This is a genomic window from Kitasatospora sp. NPDC004614 (assembly GCF_042873675.1).
Taxonomy (GTDB): Bacteria; Actinomycetota; Actinomycetes; order Streptomycetales; family Streptomycetaceae; genus Kitasatospora.
In genome coordinates this window covers 132,623-157,070 of sequence record NZ_JBIALR010000007.1, presented here as the reverse complement: position 1 = coordinate 157,070, position 24,448 = coordinate 132,623, and the positions used below count along the sequence as shown (strand labels likewise).

Here is a 24,448-nt window from a genome sequence, read left to right as displayed (position 1 = left end):
ATCCGAAGCGATTAACCGAATGTCAGTCATATCCGACGGGCGGGCCACTCGGCGCCCGGGGGCGCCTGCTTGGATGGGGGCCGGTCGCCCGATGGGCGGAAAGTCGCAGGTCGGAGGAGGTTAGGGATGGGCGCGATGGGCGCCGAGGTGCTGTCGCTGGGGCTGCTGGGCGTCGTGCTGGTGAGTGCGGTGCGGCGGCCGTTCGGGTGGCCGGAGGCGGTGGTGGCGGTGCCGGCGGCGGGGCTGCTGGTGGCGGTCGGCGCGGTGTCCCCGGCCGCGGCATGGGGCGAGCTGGGGCGGCTCGGACCGGTCGTGGGGTTCCTGGCGGCGGTCCTGGTACTGGCCCAACTCTGCGACGACGAGGGGCTGTTCGAGGCGTGCGGCCGCTGGATGGCGAGCACCTCGGGCGGCCGTCCGGTGCGGCTGCTGGGCCAGGTGTTCGGGGTGGCGGCGGTGGTGACGGCGGTACTCAGCCTGGACGCGACGGTGGTGCTGCTGACGCCGGTGGTGGCCGCGACGGCGGGCGTCCTCGCCGTCCGGGCCCGGCCGCACGTGTACGCGTGCGGGCACCTGGCCAACACGGCGTCGCTGCTGCTGCCGGTGTCGAACCTGACCAATCTGCTCGCGTTCACCGCCAGCGGCCTGACCTTCGGCCGGTTCACCGCACTGATGGCACTGCCGTGGCTGGGCGCCGTCGGCGTCGAGTACCTGCTGCTGCGCCGTTTCTTCGCCGCCGAACTCGCCGTCCCGGCCGCCCGGCCCGCACCCACCGAACGCCCCCGGCTGCCCCGGTTCGCGCTGCTGACGGTGGCGGGCACGCTGGCCGGCTTCGTGGTCGCCTCGGCGCTCGGCGTCTCCCCGGCGTGGGCCGCGGCGCTCGGCGCAACGGTGCTGGCGGTCCGGGCGCTGGCGGCGGGACGAACGGACACCCGCCGGATCGTGCACGCGGCGGCGGTGCCGTTCCTGGCCTTCGTGCTGGCGCTGGGCGTGGTGGTGAAGGCGGTGGTGGACAACGGACTGGCCGGGTGGCTGGCCGCGCTGGTCCCGTCCGGCGATTCGCTGCCGACGCTGTTCGCACTGGCGGGCCTGGCCGCGCTGCTGGCCAACCTGGTCAACAACCTGCCCGCCACGCTGCTGCTCGTCCCGCTCGCCGCACCGTCCGGCCCGGGCGCGGTGCTGGCCGTCCTGCTGGGCGTCAACATCGGCCCCAACCTGACGTACGCCGGCTCGCTCGCCACCCTGCTGTGGCGGCGCATCGTCCAGGACCGCGCGATCGACGACGGCGGCCTGCGCACCTTCACCCGCCTCGGCGCACTCACCACCCCGGCCACCCTGGCCACCGCCGTCCTGGCGCTCTGGGCGTCCCTCCGCCTGCTCGGCACCTGAGGGCGCCCACGCACTCGCGTGACGCCGCCGCCCGACGCGCCGGTCAGTGCCGCTTTCGGGCCGCCCGCGCCGCCACCTCGCCGGCGATCAGCAGCGGCAGGGCGTACAGCACAGTTCCCGCCACCGCCATGGCCCACATCCAGGCCGTGAACTGGTCCGCGCTCCGCGTGCCGAGCACTGCGGCGACCAGAGGCAGCACGACGATCCCGCCCCCGAACGCGATGTCCAGCGCCAGCCACTCGCCGTTCCGCCCGAGGTAGCGGCCCAGGCAGACGGCCGGGACGGTGCCGAGGGCGACCGGCCCCAGCAGCAGCCCGACGAGCCCGGTCATCATCCCGAGAAGCATCCCGGCGAGAAGCCCGACGGGAGCCAGCGCCAACCAGCCGACCACCAGCCCCCACAGACGCGCCCTTCGCCGCCAGTCGTTCACCGCAGCCGGATTCGCCACCGCTCCCCCCTGATTCCGATGGTTCGCGGCCACATCATGGCACAGATCTGAACGCGTTCAATACCGCTCGCGCCGTTCCACCGACCGGCCGAACGGCCACGCCGCCGACCGGCCGAACAGCCTGGCCGGGCGGGATGAATGTCCCGCCGCCCCCACCGGTCGCGCCTGGCAATGGCCGTACCGCAGGCCATAGGGTCGTTTTCTGCCCGGGCCGGGGAGATTCCCCCGCAGGTCCGGAGAAATCTCCCCGCACTTTTCCGTTATCCGCCGCCCGCCGGTGGATCTCCGATGGTGTGAGGGCACGACGCGAGAACACGAGGACGGGCCGGGCTGTGGACAGTGGGCAGGTGACGACGCTGGTCGGTCGGGCGCAGCACGGCGACCGGCAGGCGGTGGCGGAGCTGGTGGGTGACCACCTGCCGCTGGTGTACAACGTGGTGGGCCGGGCGCTGTCGGGGCATCCGGACACCGACGACGTGGTCCAGGAGACCATGCTGCGGGCGGTGGACGGCCTGCCGGGGCTGCGGGATCCGGCCGGGTTCCGCAGCTGGCTGGTGGCGATCGCGCTGAACCAGGTGCGCCGCCGGTTCCGGGACGAGGGCGACGAGGGCGCGTTGCGCGAGGCGCCGGACGCGGCGGCGGTCGCGGATCCGTCCGCCGATTTCGTCGGGCTGACGATCGTCCGGCTGGGGCTGTCGGAGCAGCGGCGGGAGGTCGCGGAGGCGACGCGCTGGCTGGACGAGGGCGACCGGGACCTGTTGGCGCTGTGGTGGCTGGAGGCGGCGGGCGAGCTGTCCCGGGCGGAGCTGGCGGCGGCGCTGGAGGTGTCGCCGCAGCATGCGGCGGTGCGGGTGCAGCGGATGAAGGGTCAGCTGGAGGCGGCCCGGATGGCGGTGCGGGCGCTGGCCGCGGTGCCGGGGTGCGCGTGGCTGGCGGAGCTGACGGCGGGTTGGGACGGTGTGCCGAGCGCGTTGTGGCGCAAGCGGATCGGCCGTCATGTGCGCGAGTGCGCGGTGTGCGGCGAGCACCGGCGCGGGCTGATGCCGGCCGAGGGGCTGCTGGCGGGCCTGGCGATGGTGCCGCTGCCGGACGGCCTTTCGGCGTTGCCGACGGGTTTCGCGGGAGGCGCGTCCTCGCACCGTCGCGCGCCCCGGGACGAGTCGCAGCGCGGCGGTTCGCACCGGGCCGGGTCCCGGCACGGCCGGCGGGCGGCGGCGCGCCGGGGGCCGGGCCGGGTGGGGTTGCTGGTGGGCGGCGGGGTGGCGGCGGTCGCGGCGGGGCTGCTGGTGGCGGTCGTGCTGCCGGGCTCGTCGCCCACCTCGGACGGTCGCCCGGAGGCGCTGCGGCAGCCGGTGGTGGCGGGTGCGGAGCAGGCGGAGGCGCTGGCCGCTCCGGCGGCCGCTTCGGCCCCCGCCTCGCGGTCGGCGTCCGCTTCACCGTCGTCTTCCCCGTCCGCATCGCCCTCGGCGTCGCCGTCCAGCAAGCCGACGGTCTCGGCCCGGCCCTCGTCGCGGGCGCTCGCGCCGTCCACCGGGAAGCGGGCCGGGGATCTCGGGCAGCAGGTGCTGGATCTGGTCAACGCCCAGCGCGCGCAGGCGGGTTGTCCGGCGCTCTCGGCGAACGGGCAGCTGGCGGAGGCGGCGCAGGAGCAGTCGGACGACATGGCGGACCGCGAGTTCTTCGACCACACCAACCCGGACGGCGAAGGCCCGCAGCAGCGGATCGACGCCGCCGGTTACGAGTGGAGCGGCTGGGGCGAGAACATCGCGCGCGGGCAGAAGGACCCGGCGGCGGTGATGGCCAGTTGGATGAACAGCCCGGGCCACCGGGCGAACATCCTGAACTGCGAGTTCACCGAGCTGGGCGTGGGGGTGCACCAGGGCGCGGGTGGGCCCTGGTGGACGCAGGATTTCGGTACTCCGAGCTGATGCCTCGCGGCCGTGGATGCCGCAGCCGTCGCCGTTGACGCTGCGGGCTTGTCCACTGCGGGCGGGTGCTGCCGTCGCCGTTGACGGCCCCCCGCGCCGGGCGGGTCAGTCGGCGGCGGGACCGGTCAGTCGGCGGCGGCGCGGCTGCTCTCGCGGGGGCGCGGCACGGCGTCGGCGGCGTCCGCGGTCAGGGTGCTCTCGGTCATTGCTGCCTCGCGCAGGTCGGCGAGGGCGTCGTCGACCGAGTCGTGGACGTCGAAGATCCGCTGGATGCCGAAGAGCTGGAGGATCTTGCGGGTGTGGGTCTCGGGGCCGGGGAGGACCAGCCGGAGCCGGCCGCCGCGGGAGGACAGCATGCGACGGGTCGCGACCAGGACGGCGAAGCCGGTGGAGTCGCAGAAGTCGACCCGGCTGATGTCCACCACCATGCGCAGACAGCCTTCGGTGACCAGTCGCTGGAGGCGCTCCCGAAGTGCGGAGACTCCACTGATGTCCACCTCGCCGGCGACCTGGACGACCGTCCAGCCGTACCGTTCCCCGTAGCTCACGCTCAGTGCCACTCTGGTGCCTTTCTCCTGGGATCGCTGGGGGTATGCGGCCTCTGCCCGATTCCTGCGGTCCGAACCCTGTTGCAGGTGACGATTTCGCGGTCAGCGGGAGGAATTTCCGCGAAATGTCATGGCGGGGATCCGTTCGACGGGCGAATTCCATGCTCCACCCGACGATCTGCACAGGATTTCCTCCGCTTGGCGGTACCGGGACCGCCGCCCGCCGGTCCGGGCCGGGACGCGCCGGGCGGGGGCCGGTGACAGGCTGGGAACGGAGTGCCCGGCGAAGGGAGACCACCATGATCACCACCGATTTCGTGCCCGGTTCACCGTGCTGGCTCGACCTGGGCACGCCGGACGTGTCCACCGCCGGGGACTTCTACGGGGCGGTGCTGGGCTGGGAGTTCGAGCCGATGGAGGACAGCGGCGGCGCCTTCGGGCTGGCCAAATCGGGCGGTCGGACGGCCGCCGGGATCGGGCTGCTCACCGAGCGGGGCGCCCGCTCGGCGTGGATGGTGTACTTCTTCACCCCGGACGTCCACGAGACCGCCGCGTCCGTCATGCGGGCGGGCGGCACGGTGCGGCTGGAGCCGCAGGACGCAGACGGCTGGGCGTCGGTCGCGCAGTTCAGCGACCCGCAGGGCGGCCAGTTCGCGGCCTGGACGCCGGGCCGGGCGCGCGGCCTGGAGGCGACGGACGACCCGGGCGCGCTGTGCTGGACGGAGCTGTACACCACGGACGCGTCGGCGGCACTGGCGTTCTACGAGACGGTGTTCGGCTGGCAGCGCCAGGACATGCCGATGCCGGGCGGCGGGGGCGCGACCTACACCATCGTCACCCCGGCCGGGCAGCCCGCGGAGCGGATGCACGGCGGCGTGCTGCAGGTGCCGCCGGACCAGCTGGCGGTGTCCCAGGGCGTGCCATGCTGGCACCCGGTGTTCACGGTCACCGACTGCGACGCGGCCGCCGCCACCGTGCGCGCCAAGGGCGGCGAGGTGCTGACGGGCCCGGTGGACGCGCCCGGCATCGGACGGATGGCGATGTGCGTGGACGGCGCGAGCGCGGACTTCGTGCTGATGACGCCGGCGCCGCGCGAGTCCTGACGCGTCGTCAGATTCCCCGAGCCGCGCGCAGGCGGTCCCCAGTGCTGCCTGGGGCGATCAGCGGGGCGGGGTAGTCGGCGGGTCGGCGGCCGGCCTGCCAGGGGCGGTGGATCAACCGACCTGGCAGCTCGGCGAGTTCGGGGACCCAGCGGCGGACGTACGCCCCCTCCGGGTCGTAACGGTCGGCCTGGGCGATCGGGTTGAGGACCCGGTTGGGGCGGGTATCGGTGCCGGTACCGGCGACCCACTGCCAGTTCAGCTGGTTGTTGGCCACGTCGCCGTCGACCAGGTGGTCGAGGAAGTGCCGGGCGCCGAGCCGCCAGTCCAGGTACAGCGACTTGGCCAGGAAGCTCGCGGTGAGCAGCCTGGCCCGGTTGTGCATCCAGCCGGTCTCGGCGAGCTGCCGCATCCCGGCGTCGATGATCGGGTATCCGGTGCGACCCTCCCGCCAGGCGGCGAGTTCGGCCTCATCGGTGCGCCAACTGTCGTTCCGGGCACGGTAATCGGCGTGCGCGGCGGCCGGCCGGGCGGCCAGCACCTGATGGTGGAAGTCGCGCCACACCAGCTGCCGGACGAACGCCTCCGCGCCGGGTCCGCCGCGCCGCTCGGCGAGGTGGACGAGTTCGTTCGCGGACAGGCAGCCGAAGTGCAGGTACGGCGAGAGGTGCGAGGTGCCGTCGGCGGCGAGGTCGTCGTGCAGCTGCGCGTACTGCGCGGTGTGCCAGTGCTGCCAGGCGCGGCGGGCGGCGCTCTCGCCGGGCTCGGGGAGGCTGCGGGCGGTGGGCTTGGCCACCTCAACTACGTTGCTTTTCAGCCCTGTTGGAGTGTTGAGGGTGTGCGGCGCGGGCAGCGGGGTGCGGCGGCGGACCTGTTGCCAGGCCCGGTGGTACGGGGTGAACACGGCGTAGTGGTCGCGTCCGGCGGGTGTCACGGCGCCGGGCGGCACGGCCGTCAGCGATCCGTCGTGCACCCGCAGGCGGTCGCCGAGCGCGTGGCGCAGCCGCTGTTCGCGCCGCCGGGCGTAGCCGCTGACCCCGGCGGCGACGTGCACGCTCGCCGCGTCGAGTTCGGTGGCCAGTCGGGCGGTCTGCTCGGCGGTGTCGCCCTCGCGCACCAGCAGCCGGCCGCCGGCGCGGCGCAGCGAGGCGTCCAGGTCGGTGAGGCAACCGGCAAGGAACGCGCGGCGGTTGGGCGCGGCGAAGCCGGCGGCGGCGATCGCCGGGTCGGTGACGAACAGCGGCACCACCTGGTCGGCGGCGGCGCGGGCGGCGTGCAGGGCGGGGTTGTCGTGCAGGCGCAGGTCCTGGGTGAACAGGACGACGGCGAGGGTCATTTCGGTGTGCGGCTTCCGTACTCGGGCCCGGTGGTTGGGCGTTGGGGTGCGCGGACCGGGGCGGGCCGCGGGGGACGGTCGTCCCGTCCGGTCATCGGCGCGCGCGCCGTTCCGGATGAGCGTTCCGGGGGCGCGGGAACAACTCGGCGGGCGGTCTCGTTCACCCGAGGTCCCCGCTGCCTCGCCGCCCTGGGAGCGTCGTGCCCGAAACCGCGTCCACCGTCCTTCCGTCCCTCACGATGCAGGCCGAACGCCTGATCGAGTTGGGGGTGCACGAGCTCGCCGGCCTGTCCGCCACCGGGGTCCGCGCCTTCGCCGAGGCCGCCGAGACCGGCGACGGCGCCCTGCTCGCCATCCACCCGGACCGCGCACCCGCGTCCGCGCTCGCGCCGCTGCTGCGCCGCGACGACCGGCCGGGCTTCGTCGTCGTCGACATGCCGGACGTCGACGACTTCGCCCCGCTCGACACGGTGGCGCTGCCCGACTCTCCCCTCTATCTGCTCACCGGCGTCGACCGGGGCGACCGGATGGCCAACTGGAGCCCGGACGAGGCGCTGCCCGCCCTCACGGACGAGGCCCGTACGCCGCTGCTGCTCACCGAGGGCATCCACTGGGTGCTCCAGCAGCCCGACGCACTGGAACGCAATCGCTGCTTCATGACCATCGGCTCGCGGCTGCGCAAACCGAACGGCACCCTCGACGCCCGCACCCCGGCGATCTGGATCAGCAACGGCACCGGGCGGGACGGCCGCGAGCGCCGCAACGCCCCGAAGGTCGGCTGGTGTTGGGCGGGCAACCGGCACACCTGGCTGGGCTTCGCCTCCGCCACCGGCCGGGGGCGGCAGGGCGGGTAACGTCGGGTCCGAACGGTTGCGGGCCCAGACCGGCCCGCGCACCCTCGACGCGGCAGGAGCGACAGCGTGCACCAGCTCACGTACGGCGACATCAAGGCCGCGGGCGACCGGATCGCCGGACGGGTCCGGCCCGTCGCGGTGGCCCCGCTCGACGTTCCCGGCGTGGGCGGTGAGGTCTGGGCGGCGCTCGAACTCCTGCAGCACACCGGGTCGTTCAAGGCCCGGGGCGCGCAGAACTTCCTGCAGGCGCACCGCGAGGCCGGCACGCTCCCCGACCCGGGCGTGACCATCGCCTCCGGTGGCAACGCGGGCCTGGCGTGTGCCTGGGCGGCGCAGCAACAGGGCGTCCGGGCCACGGTGTTCGTGCCGGAGAACGCCCCCGCGGTGAAGGTGGCCCGGCTGCGCGGCCACGGCGCCAAGGTGCGACAGGTGGGCCGCGAGTACGCGGAGGCGCTGGCGGCCTGCGAGGAGTACGCGGAGGCCTCCGGCGCGCTGGCCGCGCACGCCTACGACCACCCGCTGATCGCGGCCGGCGCGGGCACCCTGCTGGACGAGATCCGCCGTCAACTCCCTTCGCTGGGAACGGTGGTGGTCTCGGTCGGCGGTGGCGGCCTGTTCGCGGGCGTGGCCACGGCGGCCCGCGAGCACGGGGTGCGCACCGTCGCCGTCGAGCCGGAGGGTTCGCAGGCGCTGCACGCCGCGATGGCGGCGGGCCGTCCGGTGGACGTCCCCGTCGACTCGGTCGCCGCCGACGCGCTCGGCGCCCGGCGGGCCTCCGCGATCGCCCTGTGGGCCGCCGGGCAGGACGGCGCAAGCACCGCGCTCGTCCCCGACAGCGAGATCGTCCGCGCCCGTCAACTCCTCTGGGACGGGCACCGGTTGGCCGTCGAGCATGCCGCCTCGACCGCGCTGGCCGCACTCACCGGCGGCGCGTACCGGCCGGCCGAGGGCGAGCGGGTGTGCGTGGTGCTGTGCGGGGCGAACACCGATCCGAGCACGCTCGGCTGACTCCTTTGGCGTGCTGTCGGACGGCGGCACTACGGTGCCGCCCATGACCTCTCACCACACCCCGGTCGCGGACGACTGGGACCGTCAACTCGCCTACGCCTTCGGGCTGATGCTCGGCCGGCCACTGCACGAGTACGACCAGAACGCGGTGTACGTGGCCGGCGTCAGCGGCAATCTGATCCACGAGGTCGAGTTCGACCGGGACGCCGCCTGGGTGCGGCCGCAGGCGCTGAGCGGCGCCGAACCGGTGCACTGGGACTGCTCGTTGTTCGACGACAGCCTCCGCACCCCGGTGTTCGACGCCGCCGGTTCGATCTTCGCGATACCCGCCGATCGCGACTCGCCCGCCCTGCCGGAGCCGTTCGCCTCCGCCGTCGCCGCCGCCTGCTTCGGCGACGGCCTGATCCGCGGCGCCGACCTCGCCCCGCTGGTGGCGCAGCACGGCGTCAACCTCGCTGAATTTCCCGGCAGTTGGGTGGTGTTCTTCGCCCGGCTGCGCTCCGACGGCACCCTGCTGGACGCGTTCCGCGCCGCGCTCGACACCGGCCGCACCCCCGAGGACCTGGTGCCGTTCGAGGCCGAGCCCGAGGAGAGCTGGGAGGAGGGCCTCGCCACCATCGAGCACCCCGGCCTGCGCGCCCACCTCGCCTACTTCCTCACCGACGGCGAGGAGGGCCTGATGCCGATACTCGAGGGCGCCTCCGCCCGGGGCCTCGACAAGTACGGCTGCGAGCCGGTGATGGGCTGGGAGGACGGCTTCGGCCAACTCGACCTGACCATCGTCCGCCTGAGCCCCCTGGCCGCCGGCGCCTGACCCCCGCTGTTTCAACCACTGTTTCAGTCACTGCTTCGGTCACTGCTTCGGCCACTGCTTCGGCTACTGCTTCGGTCACTGCTTCAGCCGCTGTTTCAGTGCGCGTCCGCCACCTGGCCGTCCGGCGCCGGGTGGCGGTCGCGGAAGGTGAACGCCTCCGGGCCGCTGCCGTGTTCGCGTATGTGGGCGATCCGCCCCATCGCCTCGGTGACGCTCGGGTGGTGGCCGGCCGGCACCCACCACAGCGCCTGAAGCGGACGGTCGGCATGCTCGAACCACTCCCGGCGGCGGCTCAGCACCCGCAGGTGGTCGCTGCGGAACACGTACTCCCACAGCGCCTCGACCGACTCCCACACCGAACAGTTGATCAGGACCTGCTCGTCCCTGATCTCCGGGTACGCGGCCTGTGCCCTCGCGTCCGTGGCGTCCACCATCCGCCAGACGAAGCCCGGGCTGCGCTCGGCGAGCGCGTTCATCTCGTCGAGCTGTGCGATGAACTCGGCGACCCGCCGGGAGGTGGGCCGCGCGACGAGGCGGCCGACGTTGATCTGCGCGAGGTGATAGCCAGTCATGGGCCAAGCATGGCGTGGCCCACAATCTAACGTCAACGATTTTTGTTTTTAGACAGGGCGACGCAACATCCACCCGCGCACGTCTCCATCGCGGGTGTCCACTCCTCCCCCGCCAGACCGTCCAGCAGCGCCAGGTTCATCCCGCACACCAACCCCGGGAACTCCTGCGCCAACGCGTGGAACGGGCAGTTCCGCAACCGCAGCACCTCGCCGTCCCAGAACGGCGCGTACCCGCGCGCTCGCAGCACCTCCTCCAGGTCCGCCCCCGTCGCGGCTGCCACTCCTTCGGCCTTCGCCGCCGCCTGCAACTCCCGCTCCAGCCCCGCCCGTTCCACCGTCTCCGCGAGCAACCGCCCCGCCGTGTCGTACGAACGCGGCGGCACCGACACCGCGAACTCCCCCTCCACCCGCCGGTACAGCTTCGCCGGCCGCCCCGCACCCGGCCCCGTCCGCCCCGACAGCCGCCGGTACGACACCACCAGCAGCCCCGCCTCGACCAGCTTGTCCAGGTGGAACGCCGCCAACGACCGCGAGATCCCCGCCGCCTCCGCCGCCGCGTCCCGCCCCACCTCCTCCGGCGCCGCCGCCACCAGCCGGTACAGCCGGCGCCGCACCGGATCACCCAGCGCGCCCAGCGCCGCGTACGAGTCGCCCTCGTCCTCAGAAGCCATCCACCGAGTCTATGACCAACGGTCGTGTTCAAAAGAACCCTTCGTGGCGCGAATCCACTGCCCGCACCGACGACGTTGCGCCATGCTCCGGGATTCCCCGCCACCACTATCTACACCTCTGTAGAGTGATCTCCACCGATCGGACTCGAAGGAGGCCCACCGTGCTCCCTCCGCAGCTTCAGACCGACCCCACCTGGTCCCCGCCGGAACCCGAAGTCCGCCCCGCCTACCAACCCGTCGAAGTCCGCCTCGACGACACCGCCACCTGGACCCTCGGCCGCATCAACGCCTGGTGGCACGCCCCGGACGGCACCCCGTGGTGCCGCCTCCGGTTGATCGGCGCGGCGGCGTACTGGTGCCTGTACGACCCGGAGCGGATCCTCGTCCTGCCGACGAACGGGACCTGACGGTCTCACGGGGTCTCGGTAGCCGGTTCTGCGTCAGCCAGCACCAGGTCCACCAGCAGCGGGACGAGTTCGGGGGCGACGGTCGCGAACTCCTCGACCAGCTCATCCCACGGCGCGAGCGCCAACGCTTCGGCGAGCAACAGCCGCCCCTCGGGGGACGGGCCACGGCGGGCCGCGATCATCGCCAACGCCCGTCCCCGGCTGGTGGGGTCCGTCAGCACGTCGGCGAGGGCCCTGGCGGCCGACCACTGGCTGTCGCCGGCCAGGTGTGGGGTGGTGCGCTCCTTCAGCCCGAGTAACTCACCTCGGCCAGCAGCGCGGCCGCTCGCGTGAAGTCGCCTGCGACCGCAGCCTCGGCAACCCGGAGATGCGTCGCCTCGTCCGGACGACCGACCGCGCTCAGACCCAGCGCCAGATCGACCCTGGCCACCACAACCACGGTCTTCTGCATGACGTCCTCCCCCGAATCCCCCCAATGGTGCCCACACTTCAGCAGAGACCGGCCACCGAACGCAAAGGAGAAGTGTCGGCGCCGTCCGCTACGTTCCGGACGTCAAACCGGACCACCCTCGACGGACGGATCCATGAGCTACCACCTGCACCTTCGCGCCGTCCCACCGGCGGACGTCCGCCCGGACGGGGCCTGGCTGGAGGCCTTCATGTGGGCGTCCTGGGCCGACCACCACAACGAGTGCACCGCAGGAATCGCCGACTCGATCGAGAAGGACTTCGGCCGCGTCAACCAGCTCTACACCGGCACCCCGGACGGCCCGGAGGACGCCGCGGATCCGAGCGGGCTGCCGATCTACGGCGGTGAACTCGTGTTCCACGGGGACGGTCCCCCGTTCGTGATCCTGCGGCCCGACCGGGTGAGGGAAGCCGCCCTGTTCCTGCGCACCGCCGACTTCGACGCGCTCTGGACTGCCTCCGGCACCGCGCTGCAAGACTGCGGCGACCTGGCCCTCGACCGGGAGAACTACCTGAGCCACCACCACGGGCTCGCCACCTTCTACCGAACGGCCGCCCGATCCGGGAACGCAGTCGTCAAGGCGTTCTGGTTCTGAGTGGCGGGGAGTCGTCCGAGCCCGGGCGCGGAAGCCTCGCATTGCCTCTGCCCCGAAGGCCACTCACACTCGCCGCTCCGATCACCGACCAGCCGAGCCGGATCACCGACGTCCCCGAGCCCAACGAGAAGTGGCCGCTGCCCCACGGCGAGGCCTGGGTGTTCCGTGGCGAGGGCAACCAGGAGATCGGCCCGCACCGTCTTCCTGCTCGGCGCGGCCGCCGCCGTCCTACTCCTCCGCCGACCGCTGTCAGCCAACACCCCGAGGCCCGTCCGCCGTAAAAACGGCCGGGCCTGACGGGCGGCCGGTCAGCGACGCGTGCCACAGCTCGGGCAGAAGGCCGAGTTGGCGGGCAGCTCCGCGTGGCACGAGGTGCACTGCGGGGGTTGGGCGAGGCGGAACCCGCAGGACGGGCAGAACGGGGTGCCGTGGGTGTCGGCGCTGCACTGCGGGCAGACGAGTTGGCGGGCGGCGGTGACGTCGAACTGCTGGGCCTGGGACTGGCCGTGCCGGTACGCGTTCTCGACCACGGCGTCGTTGAGGCCGCGCTGCTGGGCGGCGACGGCCTCGGCGGCGGTGTCGGGTGCGCAGTCGAGGCACAGGCCCTGGGCGGCGCTCCAGCAGCGTTCGCAGACGTAGTGGGTGCAGCGGGCACAGCGGTTGAAGTGCTGCTGCGCGTTGGTGACGGCGCGTTCGAAGGCGGCGTCGCGGCCGCTGCCCCAGCTGGCGCCGGCCAGGCCGTCGGCGGCGTTGGTGAGGCCGCTGGAGGCGCTACCGCCGAGCAGGCTCCAGGCGGCGCTGACGCCCTTGTTGATCCAGCTCGCGGCCTGCCCGGTGCGGAAGGGCTCGAACGGTGAGCGCCAGGTGTCGTAGCAGCGCGAGCAGGAGAACTCGAACTGGAATCCCGCGCCGGTTCCGTGCTGCTCGCTCAGGTCGCGGTAGTTGTTGCTGAAGTAGATCTCACTCATGGCCGCCGCCGTTCCCCCACACTTCTCACATGTTCGCCTCGGTCACACAGGCTCCCACGCGGTTGCGCGGAGCCGGAACCGGTGCCCGGAAAGAACGTTGACGGTGCGTCAACGACCGAACAGGACTGGTCCCAGCACGGAGGGACGGAACAGCGCGCTCGGCGGTTCCACCATCGACACGACGCGGTGGAAGGTGGCGGAGACGGTGGCGTCGGTGGTGGCGCGGATGAGGACGCGGTCGAGGTAGCGGTGCTGGAGCCGGACGACGGGGCCGCGCTCGCCGCCGATGGTGCCGGCGAAGCGGACGTCCTCGTTGCCGGCGATCACCCAGGGGTGTTTGGTGACGGTGCCGATCGCCCGGCGGGCCTCGCGGACGGTGGCGGTGCCGAGTCCGCCGTGCCGGCGGGCGGCTTCGCGCAGCGCGCGGGCGCCGAGCGCGGCGACGCTGATGCCCTGCCCGTAGACCGGGTTGAAGGTGCAGGAGGCGTCGCCGAGGGCGAGGAAGCCGGACGGGTCGGTGCGCTCGTGGCGCCGCCACACGCTGGGGCCGGGCACGAACCCCCGGGCGGGGCCCACGGGTTCGGCGTCGGCGATGGCCTCGGCGATGGCGGGGTCGCGGAGTTCGCCGAGCTGCTTCTCGAACTCCTGGGGCTGGATGGACGGTTCGAAGCCGCGCATGCCTCCGAGGCTGACGATCCAGCGGTTGCCCTCGACGGGCAGCAGGACGGCGAACCGGCCGTGTTCGGGGGCCCGGGTCTGCACGTCGAGGGCGAGCTGGTCCTCGCGCCCGGGCGGGCGGTGGTAGAACCGGCTGGCGTAGGCGACACCGGCGTCGATCCGTTCGACGGGCGTGGTGGGGAAGCCGAGGCCGATCAGCCACCGCCCCGACCGGGTGCCGCGCCCGGCGGCGTCGATCACCAGCTCGGCGGACAGGTCGGTGACGGGAGCGCCCTCGCGGCCGCGTTCGCGCACCTGCACGCCGGTGACGCCCCGCCGGCTGCCGAGCAGGCCGACCACCTCGGTGCCTTCCAGGATCTCGATCGACGGCTCGCCGCGGACCCGGTCCAGCACGGTACGGTCGAGCAGTGGCCGACTGCAGCTGAGGATCGTCACCTCGCTGTCGTAGGCGGCGAGGTGGCCCACCGAGGTGAGCACCCGCAGGCCGCTCGGAATGGACACCAACTGGGCTCCGGCGTCGAGCAGTTCGGCGAGCGCACCGGGCATCAGCTCGTCGATGGTGCGGTGCCCGGCCTCCAGCAGCAGGTGCCCGTGCCGGGCCTGCGGGACGCCGGCCCGGAAGGCCGCGCCGTCCGGGTAGCGGTCCCGTTCGACCACCACCACCCGCCGCGCGACGCCGCGCAGCGCCCACGCGGCCAGACACCCGGCCAGCCCCCCGCCGATCACCACCGCCGTGCCGCGGTCCCCGACCGCCCTGTCCGCAGGACTCATGACCCGTACATTAAGCGACCCGGCGCGCACCGTCACCGGGACGCGCACCCCACCGTCAGCACCCGCCCGAAGCGCACCGCCCGAACTTCGCGGTCAGCGCAGCAGGATCGGGTTGGTCAGCGCCGCCATCCGCCCGTCCGGGTGCCGGACTTCGACCCGCACGAAGGACGTCTCGGCCGCCGACGTACTCCGGCCCGCCGCCCAGTCCGCCTTGCCGCGCTCGGTGTGCACGCGCACCCGCGGGTCGGGGACGCCGGACAGCCGCAGGCGCAGCTCGACGGGGCGGCCGGCGGTGGCCAGGTGTTCGCCGATGCCCGCCCGGCGGCCGTCCGCCTCGGCGGTCAGCTCCAGTTCCACGGTGGCGGATTCGGCGATCCAGCTGCGCCCTGCGCGGAGCGCGGCAAGGATCGCCGGGGCGCTGAGCTGCTCGGCGAACACCACGCTCTGCGGGGTGCCGAGTTGGCCCGCCAGGTGGGTGTCGCTGTTGCCCAGGGCGGGCTGCCAGTGCCCGGCGTGCACGCCGGCGGCCAGGCGGCGGCCCCATTCGGCGTGCGCGGCTTCGTTGTCCGCGTTCCATGGCCGGTCGGAGGTCCACTCGCCGTTCCACACCTCGACCGCGTCGAAGCTCTCCAGCGGGAACATCAAGTCCCCACCGGGGTACGGCGCGTGGGGGTGCGCGGCGACGCACAGCCCGCCTGCCGCCCGCACTTCGCGCAGCGCCCGGCGGAACGCCGGTTCGCCCACCCGGTGCTGCCAGTCGACGAGTTGGCCGGGGCGCAGTCCGAGCGCCAGCCAGTGGCCGGTGCGGGTGGTGACTTCCTGGCCGGGCAGGATCAGCAGGTCGTCGCCGTCGAGTCCGTCCCAAGTGCCGGGCGGGGCGGGGCAGTTGTGTTCGGTGACGATCAGGAAGTCCAGCCCGGCGGCGCGGGCCGCCGCGGCCAGTTCGGCGGGGGTGAGCTCCCCGTCCGAGTGCACCGTGTGCACGTGGCAGTCGCCCCGGTACCAGCCCGCGCCCCGCACCCGTCCACCTCCCCGTGGCCGTACCGTCAACGGCGCTGCGCGGCACGGGAGTTCCACCGACGGATCAGCCCAGGGCGAACCACGAAAAAGGGGCGTCGTCCAGCGCCTTGCCGAGCAGAAAGGCGTCGTTCGCGGACAGCGGCGGCAGCGCGTCCAGCGGGAACCACTCCACGGCGAGGGATTCGTCGTCGTTGACGTGCGCGATGCCGGTCAGGAACCGGCAACGGAAGGCAACGTTGAGGAACTGGACCTGGTCGCCGTTGGCGCAGACGGACGCGGGGAGGGTGTGGACGCTGGTGATCCGCTCGGGGCGGACGGTGACGCCGGTCTCCTCCAGGACCTCCCGCACCACCGCGTCGGCGGGCTGCTCGCCGGGTTCCATGATGCCGTGCAGCAGTGCCCAACGTCCGCTGTCAGAGCGGCGGTTGAGCAGGATCCGCCCGTCCTCCACCACCACCGCGGTCACGCCGGACAGCCACAGCGGAGCGTGCCCGATGTGCTCACGCAGGTCGAGGATGAACTTCGGGGTCGCCATGCCCCGCACCCTACGCGCGAGAGACAGAACGCGCAGACACGGCACGCCGCCGCCGGTCCCCGTGAGGGGGCCGACGGCGGCGCGACCGGTCAGCAACTGCCGTGGCGTCAGGCCAGCGTGGCGAGCGCGTCGTTGAAGGTCTTCGACGGGCGCATCACGGCGGCGGCCTTGGCCGGGTCGGGCTGGTAGTAGCCACCGAGCTCGACGGGCTGGCCCTGGACGGCGATCAGCTCGTCGACGATGGTCTGCTCCTGCTCGGCGAGGGACTGCGCGAGCGGGCCGAACGCGGCGGCGAGCGCGGCGTCCTCGGTCTGGGCGGCCAGCTCCTGGGCCCAGTACAGGGCCAGGTAGAAGTGGCTGCCGCGGTTGTCGATGCCGCCGAGGCGACGCGACGGCGACTTGTCCTCGTTGAGGAAGGTGCCGGTGGCGCGGTCCAGGGTGTCGGCGAGGACCTTGGCGCCGGCGTTGCCGGTGGTGGTGGCCAGGTGCTCGAAGGAGGCGGCCAGCGCGAAGAACTCGCCGAGCGAGTCCCAGCGCAGGTAGTTCTCCTTGACCAGCTGCTGGACGTGCTTCGGGGCGGAGCCGCCGGCGCCGGTCTCGAACAGGCCACCGCCCGCCATCAGCGGGACGACCGACAGCATCTTGGCGCTGGTGCCCAGCTCCAGGATCGGGAACAGGTCGGTCAGGTAGTCGCGCAGCACGTTGCCGGTGACCGAGATGGTGTTCTCGCCGCGGCGGATGCGCTCCAGGGAGTACTTGGTGGCCTCGACCGGAGACATGATCTCGATGGTCAGGCCCTCGGTGTCGTGCTCCGGCAGGTACTTCTTGACCTTCTCGATCAGCACGGCGTCGTGCGCACGGTTCGAGTCCAGCCAGAACACGGCCGGGTCGCCGGTGGCGCGGGCGCGGGTGACGGCCAGCTTGACCCAGTCCTGGATCGGCAGGTCCTTGGCCTGGCAGGCACGGAAGATGTCGCCGGGCTGGACGGCCTGCTCCAGGACGGTCTCGCCATCGGCGTCGACCAGGCGGACGGTGCCGGCGGCGCCGATCTCGAAGGTCTTGTCGTGGCTGCCGTACTCCTCGGCGGCCTGGGCCATCAGGCCGACGTTCGGCACCGAGCCCATGGTGGCCGGGTCGAACGCGCCGTGGGCGCGGCAGTCGTCGATGGTGGCCTGGTAGACGCCCGCGTAGCTGCTGTCGGGCAGAACGGCGAGGGTGTCGGCCTCCTTGCCGTCCGGGCCCCACATGTGGCCGGAGGTGCGGATCATGGCCGGCATCGAGGCGTCCACGATGACGTCGCTGGGGACGTGCAGGTTGGTGATGCCCTTGTCGGAGTCGACCATGGCGAGGGCCGGGCCGTCGGCGAGCTCGGCGTCGAAGGAGGCCTTGATCTCGGCGCCGTTGGCGAGCTTGTCCAGGCCGGCCAGGATGCCGCCGAGGCCGTTGTTCGGGTTCAGACCGGCGGCAACCAGCTCGGGGCCGAACGCGGCGAAGGTCTTCGGGAAGAAGGCGCGCACCACGTGGCCGAACAGGATCGGGTCGGAGACCTTCATCATGGTGGCCTTGAGGTGCACCGAGAACAGCACGCCCTCGGCCTTGGCGCGGGCGACCTGCGCGGCCAGGAACTCGTTCAGCGCGGCGGCGCGCATCACGGCCGCGTCGACGACCTCGCCGGCCAGCACCGGGACGTTCTCGCGCAGCACGGTGACGGCGCCGTCCTCGGTGACCAGCTCGATGCGCAGCGCGCCGTCCGCGGCGATCACGGCGGACTTCTCGGTGGACGCGAAGTCGTTGGCGCCCATGGTGGCGACGTTGGTCTTGGAGTCGGCCGACCAGGCACCCATGCGGTGCGGGTGGGTCTTGGCGTAGTTCTTCACCGACAGCGGGGCGCGGCGGTCGGAGTTGCCCTCGCGCAGCACCGGGTTGACGGCGGAGCCCTTGACCTTGTCGTACCGGGCGCGGATGTCGCGCTCCTCGTCGGTCTTCGGCTCGTCCGGGTAGTCCGGCAGGGCGTAGCCCTGGGCCTGCAGCTCGGCGATGGCGGCCTTCAGCTGCGGCATGGACGCCGACACGTTCGGCAGCTTGATGATGTTCGCGCCGGGGGTCTTGGCGAGCGCGCCCAGCTCGGCGAGGGCGTCCGCGATGCGCTGGTCCTCCTGGAGGAACTCCGGGAAGACGGCGATGATCCGACCGGCCAGCGAGATGTCACGGGTCTCCACGCTCACACCTGCGGTGGCGGCGTAGGCCTGGACAACCGGCAGGAAGGAGTACGTGGCGAGGGCGGGGGCCTCGTCCGTGTGGGTGTAGATGATGGTCGAGTCAGTCACCGTAGCTCCAGCTTCCACGTCTGCAACGTCTTGACGTCAAGATATCTCGACTCGGGGGCATCTCCGCAACCAACCCCCCACTCGGCGTCCGTCCACCGGTCTCAGTGCGCCTTCGCGCGGGCGGCGATACCGGTCTCAGTGCGCCTTCGCGCGGGCGGCGATGTTGCGTGCCATTCCACCGAACACCACCGCGTGGAACGGCGCGACCGACCACCAGTACGCCTGGCCGGCCAGGCCGTGCGGGTGGAACAGGGCGCGCTGCCGGTAGCGCGCGCCGTCGCCCTCGGGGGTGACGGTCAGCTCCAGCCAGGCCAGGCCGGGCAACCGCATCTCGGCGCGCAGCCGCAGCAGCCGGCCGGGTTCGATCTCCTCGACCCGCCAGAAGTCCAGCGAATCGCCGACCCGCAGCCGCCCGGGCGAACGGCGTCCGCGCCGCAGCCCGACGCCGCCCGCCAGCCGGTCCAGCGCCCCGCGCACCCACCAGGCCAGCGGGAACGAGTACCAGCCGTGCTCGCCGCCGATCCCCTCCACCACCTGCCACAACGCCTGCGGCGACGCGTCCACGTGCCGCTCCCGGACGTCCTGGTACAGGCTGCCGCCCGCCCAGTCCGGGTCGGTGGGCAGCGGGTCGCTGGGCGCGCCCGGCAGCGAGGCCGAGGACCAGCGGGTGGTGACCTCGTCGTCGCGGATCCGGCGCAGCGCGAGGGTGACGGCCCGGTCGAAGCCGATCGCACCCCCGGGCGGGTCCGGGATCCACCGGGCGAGATCGTGCTCGCCGCACACCACCTCGTGCCGCAGCGACTCGACCAGCGGCCGGGCCAGCCCACCGGGGACGGGCGTCACCAGGCCGACCCAGAGCGCCGACAGGCCGGGCGTGAGCACCGGCACCGCGACGACAAGCCGGCGCCGCAGGCCCGCCAGCCGGGCGTAGCGCTGCATCATCGCGCGGTACGTGAGCACCTCCGGCCCGCCGATGTCGAACGCCCGGTCGGTGTCCGGCCCGTCCGGCAGCCCGGCCGCGCCGACCAGGTGTCGCAGCACGTCACGCACGGCGATCGGCTGGATCCGGGTGTCCACCCAGCGCGGCGCGACCATCACCGGCAGCCGCTCGGTCAGGTGCCGCAGCATCTCGAACGACGCCGACCCGGAGCCGATCACCACCGCCGCCCGCAGCTCCGTGACGGCCACCCCGCCCTCGCGCAGCGCCCGGCCGGTCGCCGCCCGGGAGCGCAGGTGCGGTGAGAGCTGTCCCTCCGGCACGTCCGGGGGCACCAGTCCGCCCAGGTAGACGATCCGCCGCACCCCGGCCCGCGCCGCCGCGCGCCCGAACGCGCGGGCGGCCGCCCGGTCCCTGGCCTCGAAGTCCGGCCCCGTGCCGAGCGAATGCACCAGGTAGTACGCGACCTCGATGCCGTCCAGCGGCCCGTCGAGCGTCTCGGGCCGGGTGACGTCCCCCGCGACGGCCTCCACCGCGCCGCGCCACGGGTGGTCCCGCAGCCGTGAGGGCTCCCGCACCAGGCAGCGCACCTGGTGGCCGTCCGCCAGCAGTTCGGGCACCAGCCGCCCACCGAGGTACCCCGTCGCCCCCGTCACCAGACACCGCACCTGCCACCGCCTCCTCGCTCGGCCGGGCCGATCCCCGCCCCGGCCCGGTCAGTTCAGCCGATCATCCTCGGCCCGGCCATCGCGGGTCGCCGCGATCCGGGCGCGGCGGTGCGCGGCGACGCGTTCGCGGGTGGCGCAGCGGCGGGAGCAGTAGCGGCGTTCGAGGCCGCTGCCCTGGGTGAGGTACACGTTCCGGCAGCGTGCCGCGGCGCAGCTCCCGCCGGGCGGGCGGCCGCGTTCCCACAGCAGGACGGCGAGGGCCAGGCAGGACGAGGCGATCAGCCAGTCGTCCCACGGGGCGTCGTCGTCGTGGTCGAGGTGGGGGTGCCAGCCGGTGGCGCCGCCGTGGGTGGTGAGCCGCAGCGGGCCGGTGCGTTCGCGCAGCAGGCGGTTGAGGGCGGCGGCCGCGCGGTCGGTGTCGGGCGCGTCGAACACCTCCCGGAGGCGGGCGGCGGCGGTGCGCAGCGCGTCGGCGTCCTCGGCGGTGAGGTGGACGGGCTCGGGTTCGCCGTGGGCGCGGAGGATCGCGGCGAGGGCGGCCGGTTCGGGGGCGTGGTCGGCGGCGAAGGCGTTGATGACGGCGGTGGCGCGGGCCGCCGAGGTGAGGACGGACGGTTTCGGCGGCGGTTCGGTGGCGGGGGTGGTCGGCACGTCGGCAATGTAACGCATCTTGTCGAGTTTTCCGTTACCGACGTAGCGTCCGGCGGGTGATCAGGAGTTCTTTCCCCGGACGGTGTCTGGCGGGGGCCGCGTTGGCCCGAACGGGTGACGAGATGTCGGGGCCCGCCCTGCTGCTGGCCGGTTTCGCCGCGGCGGGCTCGGCGGGCGAGGCCTCGGCCCTGCTGGCGGCCCTGACCGCCGCCTCGGCCATCGGCGGCCCCCTGCTCGGCGTCCACCTGGACCGGGCCCGCCACCCCGGCCGCCTGCTCGCCCGGGCCCTCGCGCTGTACGCCGCCGGCCTGCTCGCCGTCCTCGCCGCTCTGGGCCGGCTCCCGCTGCCCGCGGTCCTTGCGCTGGCCGCCGCCACCGGCCTGCTCGGCCCGGCCCTCTCCGGCGGCTGGACGGCCCAACTCCCCCGGGTGACCCCGCCCGACCGGCTCCCCCGCGCCACCGCCCTGGACGCCATGACCTACGACGCGGCCGCCCTGGCCGGCCCCGCCCTGGCCGGGCTGCTCGCGGTCGCCCTCGACGCGAACGCGGCGGTCCTGATCGCGGCGGCCCTGATCGCCGCAGCCCTGCCGGCGGCCTGGACGCTCCCCGCCCGCAACGCCGCCGCCCGGGCAACGGGATCGGTGCGCTCCGAACTCGCCTCCGGCCTAAGGGTGTTGACGTCCCGTACGACGCTGGCCCGGGCGACGCTCGTCTCGGTCGGCGCCTGCGCGGGCCAGGGCATGCTGGCCGCCTGCCTGCCGCTGCTCGGCGAACGCGCGCTCGGCGGCGCGAGCCGCGGACCGCTGCTGCTGACCTGCACGGCGGTGGCCGCCCTGCTGGCGAACGCGGCACTCGCCCGACGCCCCCACCTGCTCCCGCCGGACACGGCCGTCCGCATCGGCGCGCTGCTGCAGGCAGCCGCACTGGCCCTGGCCGCAGCCGGCGCGAACGGCCACCCATGGGTGCTGCTCGCGGCGGCCACCCTGGCGGGCCTCGGCGACGGCCCACTGCTGACCGGCCTGTTCGCCGTCCGCCACCGCGAGTCCCCCGCCCACCTGCGCGGCCAGATCTTCACCACCGGCGCCAGCCTCAAAATCACCGCCTTCGCCCTCGGCACCGCCCTGGCCGGCCCGCTCGCCACCCACTCCGTACCCGCCGCCCTCACCCTCGCCGCCACCCTGACAGCCGCCCCGGCGCTGCGCCACCGTCCCAGCCGCAGCCCGGCCTGACACCCCCCGTCACGCTCGGTGCGGCGCCCGTCACCCCATGTACCTTTTGCGGCTATTGTGCGGTCTGCCATCCCCCGGTTCGCACTCAAACCAGAGGTGTCCACATGACGTCCGCACCCGACCGTTACCAGGACCTGGCGGCACTGCCGTTCGTCGGCGGCTATCCGACCGAGGAGTCTGCGCAGGCCCTGGAGGACGAACTGTTCTTCCAGCGCGCCGCCCAGGTCTACCTGTGGGCGCTGCCGACGGTGAGCGCGTGCGCGATGCGGGACGGGCTCGGTGCGGTGGTCGGGCGCGGGTACCAGGTGATGGCGGTGTTCGAGAAGCGGCTGAAGCCCCGGACGCTGATCACCACCCCGAACTGCGACGTCATCTACGGCATGGCCTTCGCGGACCTGGGCGTGACCGGCCCACTCGTCGTCGAGGCCGCGCCCGGTGTTCAGGGGCTGGTGGACGACTTCTGGCACCGCCCGCTCACCGGGCCGGTCATCGACGGGCGGCAGTTCCTCGGCGACATCGGCCTGCCCGGCCCGGACCGGGGCGAGGGCGGCCGCTACCTGATCGTCCCGGACGGTGCCGAGCCGGAGAGCGCGGGCGAGTGGGACGACTTCTTCGTCTACCGCAGCCGCACCGACAACATCTACTTCCTGCTGCGCGGCTTCTTCAGCTCCGTCGACGACCTGTCACCGGGCATCGCGGCCATCGAGGGCATCCGCTTGCGCCCGCTGCACGGCGACGCGGAGCCGATGCACTTCGCCCATGCCTCCGACACCCCGGCCGACGCACTCTTCCCCCGGGACGGCACGTTCTTCGACGTGCTCGACGCCTTCGTCCAGGCCGACCGGGTCGACCAGGTCGACCCCTACATGCACGGCGTCCTGGCCTCGCTGGGCATCCGCAAGGGCGGGCTGTTCGCCCCGACGCGGCGTCAGCGCGAACTGCTGGACCTGGCGGCGTGGACGGGCTGGAAGACGGCCAAGACCCTGGCCTCGCGCTACGACCGTGAGCCGGGCGCCCGGTGGTGGGCCGACCGCCAGTGGATCGCCCACGCCAAGACCGCCCAGGACGACTTCTTCCACACCCTGCTGGACGAGGAGTTCCGCGACCGCGCCACCGGGCACACCGACGTGAACGCCAAGGCGCACATGTTCGTCAACCACTACTCGATGAGCACCGGCATGATCACCTCGGTCGTCGGTCTCGGCGCCAAGTACGCGGGCGCCTACCGCGACCACGACGGCGACCTGCTCACCGGCGAGCACACCTACCGCATCGACCTGCCCGCCGACCCGCCGGCCCGGCTCTTCTGGTCCCTCACCCTGTACGACGCGGAGACCGCCGCCCAGATCGACGTCCGCGGCCAGACCTTCTCGTCCCTCAACGGCATGGACGACATCGCCCCCAACCCGGACGGGTCGGTCACCCTCCGCATCGGCCCTGAACGCCACCCGGCGGGCGCCCCGAACTGGATCCGCACCGTCCCCGGCCGCGGCTGGTTCGCCGTCATCCGCTGGTACGGCCCGGAACAGGCCTTCTTCGACCGCCGGTACAAGCCCGGCGACTTCGTCAAAGACGCCGGCGACCACAGCAACGCCTGAGCTCCGTCAGCGAGTTACGCGCCCGAGGCGGTCCGGATCGTCCGCCCGGTGACGGTGTCGGGCGTCAGGCGGACCCAGCGGCCGTGCGCGGGGGGCTGGGGGAGCTCGGCGAGCAGGGCGGGGTCGGTGACGTACTCGAGGGGGCCGGTGATCAGGACGCTCCAGCCCTCGTGGAGGTCGGCACCGGCGCGGTCCACCTCGAACGCGGCCTCGCCGCCCGTCGCGGCCCCGCCGACCGCGCCGGGGGCGAGGGCGCCGTCGGGGTTGGTGCGGTAGAGGATCGTCCGGTCGTGCACCAGGTAGCCGACCGGTCGGACCACGGGGCCGTCGGGGCCGGTGCGGGCGAGGCGGCCGAGGCCGCCGGTGCCGAGGCGGCTCCAGCATTCGGGGACGGTGAGTTCACCCAGGACGGGGGGTCCGACCAGCGGCGGGCCGTCCGGACGGGGCTCGGTGGCGTGGACGCGTTCCGCGGGGCGGCCGGAGACGAGTTCCTGGTAGTCCAGGCCGAGGACCGCGGCCAGCCGGAGCAGCGCGGGCCGGTCGAAGTCGCATCCGAGTTCGAGCACCCGGCGCAGGTAGGCGATCGACATGCCGGCCCTGGTCGCGGCCTGTGCCTCGGTGAGTCCGAGGTCGGCGAGGCGGTCGGCGAAGCGCCGGGCGAGCGGTGCGGCAGGTACGTGTTCGTCGGTCACTTCGGTCACCTCCCTGATGGTGGTGGTACCTCCATGGTGCGCGCCCGCGCCCGGCTCCGTCAGAGGCCTTGGGCCCGTTTGGGCCCACCGCGGCGCCCGCCTCCGCCGAAGGGACCAACGGCCCACCCGGGCGGGCCCGGCGACCCATGGCGGCCCCCGGGGGGTGGGGGAAGAGTGGTCAACGACTCCCGAGGCGGGCGGCAGGGCCCGCCGGGACTCAAACAGCGAAAGGCATCGC

At 73.5% G+C, this 24,448-nt stretch carries 25 protein-coding genes; 10 read left to right on the top strand and 15 right to left on the bottom strand.

The genetic code is table 11. The features are described 5' to 3' along the window. The first annotated feature begins 126 nt into the window (after positions 1-126). A complete protein-coding gene (locus ACFYST_RS17750) occupies positions 127-1,386 on the top strand; it encodes an SLC13 family permease (protein ID WP_387863300.1) in 1,260 nt (419 codons plus the stop codon). A 43-nt stretch (positions 1,387-1,429) separates the two neighbouring features. Here ACFYST_RS17750 and ACFYST_RS17745 read toward each other — a convergent pair whose 3' ends face one another. Further along, on the bottom strand, positions 1,430-1,834 hold the full coding sequence (locus ACFYST_RS17745) for a hypothetical protein (RefSeq protein WP_387863298.1): 405 nt from the start codon (positions 1,832-1,834) through the stop codon (positions 1,430-1,432). Positions 1,835-2,181: 347 nt separating this feature from the next. Between ACFYST_RS17745 and ACFYST_RS17740 the strand changes: the two genes are divergently transcribed. After that, on the top strand, positions 2,182-3,762 hold the full coding sequence (locus ACFYST_RS17740; protein WP_387863296.1) for a sigma-70 family RNA polymerase sigma factor: 1,581 nt from the start codon (positions 2,182-2,184) through the stop codon (positions 3,760-3,762). A gap of 125 nt (positions 3,763-3,887) precedes the next feature. Here the strand turns inward: ACFYST_RS17740 and ACFYST_RS17735 are convergent, their stop codons facing one another. After that, complete coding sequence (locus ACFYST_RS17735; RefSeq protein ID WP_387642483.1) at positions 3,888-4,322, bottom strand: STAS domain-containing protein; 435 nt, start codon at positions 4,320-4,322, stop codon at positions 3,888-3,890. Positions 4,323-4,609: 287 nt separating this feature from the next. Here ACFYST_RS17735 and ACFYST_RS17730 point away from each other — a divergent pair, with 287 nt between their 5' ends. Continuing rightward, positions 4,610-5,413 (top strand): VOC family protein, encoded by an 804-nt coding sequence (locus ACFYST_RS17730; RefSeq protein ID WP_387863293.1) that lies wholly within the window; start codon positions 4,610-4,612, stop codon positions 5,411-5,413. 7 nt (positions 5,414-5,420) lie between these two features. On the opposite strand, the gene ACFYST_RS17725 is transcribed toward ACFYST_RS17730, so the two are convergent. Further along, positions 5,421-6,746 (bottom strand): cryptochrome/photolyase family protein, encoded by a 1,326-nt coding sequence (locus tag ACFYST_RS17725; protein WP_387863291.1) that lies wholly within the window; start codon positions 6,744-6,746, stop codon positions 5,421-5,423. 239 nt (positions 6,747-6,985) lie between these two features. On the opposite strand from ACFYST_RS17725, the gene ACFYST_RS17720 reads away from it, so the two are divergent. The 3 genes from ACFYST_RS17720 to ACFYST_RS17710 all read left to right on the top strand — a co-directional run bounded on the left by ACFYST_RS17720 (position 6,986) and on the right by ACFYST_RS17710 (position 9,422). Continuing rightward, complete coding sequence (locus tag ACFYST_RS17720; RefSeq protein ID WP_387863561.1) at positions 6,986-7,600, top strand: DUF5701 family protein; 615 nt, start codon at positions 6,986-6,988, stop codon at positions 7,598-7,600. 66 nt (positions 7,601-7,666) lie between these two features. Then, entirely contained in the window at positions 7,667-8,608 is a 942-nt protein-coding gene (locus ACFYST_RS17715; protein WP_387863288.1) for a serine/threonine dehydratase, read from the top strand. A gap of 43 nt (positions 8,609-8,651) precedes the next feature. Then, a complete protein-coding gene (locus tag ACFYST_RS17710) occupies positions 8,652-9,422 on the top strand; it encodes a hypothetical protein (protein ID WP_387863287.1) in 771 nt (256 codons plus the stop codon). A gap of 95 nt (positions 9,423-9,517) precedes the next feature. On the opposite strand, the gene ACFYST_RS17705 is transcribed toward ACFYST_RS17710, so the two are convergent. Both ACFYST_RS17705 and ACFYST_RS17700 read right to left on the bottom strand, forming a co-directional pair. Further along, positions 9,518-9,994, bottom strand: a complete 477-nt coding sequence (locus ACFYST_RS17705) for a DUF3291 domain-containing protein (RefSeq protein WP_387863285.1) — start codon at positions 9,992-9,994, stop codon at positions 9,518-9,520. A gap of 32 nt (positions 9,995-10,026) precedes the next feature. After that, positions 10,027-10,665: a helix-turn-helix transcriptional regulator gene (locus ACFYST_RS17700; RefSeq protein ID WP_387863282.1), complete on the bottom strand. Its 639-nt coding sequence runs from the start codon at positions 10,663-10,665 to the stop codon at positions 10,027-10,029. Between the two features lie 161 nt (positions 10,666-10,826). Between ACFYST_RS17700 and ACFYST_RS17695 the strand changes: the two genes are divergently transcribed. Then, positions 10,827-11,072, top strand: coding sequence for a hypothetical protein (locus tag ACFYST_RS17695; protein ID WP_387642498.1), 246 nt, complete (start codon positions 10,827-10,829; stop codon positions 11,070-11,072). Between the two features lie 5 nt (positions 11,073-11,077). Here ACFYST_RS17695 and ACFYST_RS17690 read toward each other — a convergent pair whose 3' ends face one another. Both ACFYST_RS17690 and ACFYST_RS17685 read right to left on the bottom strand, forming a co-directional pair. After that, complete coding sequence (locus tag ACFYST_RS17690) at positions 11,078-11,293, bottom strand: hypothetical protein (protein WP_387863280.1); 216 nt, start codon at positions 11,291-11,293, stop codon at positions 11,078-11,080. A 65-nt stretch (positions 11,294-11,358) separates the two neighbouring features. Continuing rightward, a complete protein-coding gene (locus tag ACFYST_RS17685) occupies positions 11,359-11,523 on the bottom strand; it encodes a hypothetical protein (RefSeq protein ID WP_387863277.1) in 165 nt (54 codons plus the stop codon). Between the two features lie 133 nt (positions 11,524-11,656). Between ACFYST_RS17685 and ACFYST_RS17680 the strand changes: the two genes are divergently transcribed. Beyond that, entirely contained in the window at positions 11,657-12,136 is a 480-nt protein-coding gene (locus ACFYST_RS17680) for a DUF1877 family protein (protein ID WP_387863275.1), read from the top strand. Positions 12,137-12,444: 308 nt separating this feature from the next. On the opposite strand, the gene ACFYST_RS17675 is transcribed toward ACFYST_RS17680, so the two are convergent. The 7 genes from ACFYST_RS17675 to ACFYST_RS17645 form a co-directional block, all read right to left on the bottom strand. Continuing rightward, entirely contained in the window at positions 12,445-13,104 is a 660-nt protein-coding gene (locus ACFYST_RS17675; protein WP_387642508.1) for a zinc ribbon domain-containing protein, read from the bottom strand. A 108-nt stretch (positions 13,105-13,212) separates the two neighbouring features. After that, positions 13,213-14,553: an NAD(P)/FAD-dependent oxidoreductase gene (locus ACFYST_RS17670; RefSeq protein ID WP_387642510.1), complete on the bottom strand. Its 1,341-nt coding sequence runs from the start codon at positions 14,551-14,553 to the stop codon at positions 13,213-13,215. Positions 14,554-14,646: 93 nt separating this feature from the next. Then, positions 14,647-15,573: a CehA/McbA family metallohydrolase gene (locus ACFYST_RS17665; protein WP_387863272.1), complete on the bottom strand. Its 927-nt coding sequence runs from the start codon at positions 15,571-15,573 to the stop codon at positions 14,647-14,649. Between the two features lie 64 nt (positions 15,574-15,637). Further along, the gene (locus tag ACFYST_RS17660) at positions 15,638-16,108 is read right to left on the bottom strand and encodes an NUDIX domain-containing protein (RefSeq protein WP_387642514.1); all 471 of its coding nucleotides are present in this window, start codon (positions 16,106-16,108) and stop codon (positions 15,638-15,640) included. 107 nt (positions 16,109-16,215) lie between these two features. Continuing rightward, on the bottom strand, positions 16,216-18,435 hold the full coding sequence (locus tag ACFYST_RS17655; protein ID WP_387642515.1) for an NADP-dependent isocitrate dehydrogenase: 2,220 nt from the start codon (positions 18,433-18,435) through the stop codon (positions 16,216-16,218). A gap of 135 nt (positions 18,436-18,570) precedes the next feature. Beyond that, positions 18,571-20,040 carry an SDR family oxidoreductase gene (locus ACFYST_RS17650; RefSeq protein WP_387642517.1) on the bottom strand — a complete coding sequence of 490 codons (1,470 nt, stop codon included), beginning with the start codon at positions 20,038-20,040 and terminating at the stop codon, positions 18,571-18,573. A gap of 48 nt (positions 20,041-20,088) precedes the next feature. Beyond that, positions 20,089-20,709, bottom strand: coding sequence for a CGNR zinc finger domain-containing protein (locus ACFYST_RS17645; protein WP_387863269.1), 621 nt, complete (start codon positions 20,707-20,709; stop codon positions 20,089-20,091). Positions 20,710-20,747: 38 nt separating this feature from the next. Between ACFYST_RS17645 and ACFYST_RS17640 the strand changes: the two genes are divergently transcribed. Continuing rightward, positions 20,748-21,920, top strand: a complete 1,173-nt coding sequence (locus ACFYST_RS17640; protein WP_387863267.1) for an MFS transporter — start codon at positions 20,748-20,750, stop codon at positions 21,918-21,920. Between the two features lie 104 nt (positions 21,921-22,024). Then, positions 22,025-23,518, top strand: a complete 1,494-nt coding sequence (locus ACFYST_RS17635; protein ID WP_387863266.1) for a DUF1214 domain-containing protein — start codon at positions 22,025-22,027, stop codon at positions 23,516-23,518. 14 nt (positions 23,519-23,532) lie between these two features. Here ACFYST_RS17635 and ACFYST_RS17630 read toward each other — a convergent pair whose 3' ends face one another. After that, entirely contained in the window at positions 23,533-24,219 is a 687-nt protein-coding gene (locus tag ACFYST_RS17630; protein WP_387863265.1) for a pyridoxamine 5'-phosphate oxidase family protein, read from the bottom strand. Positions 24,220-24,448: the final 229 nt, after the last annotated feature.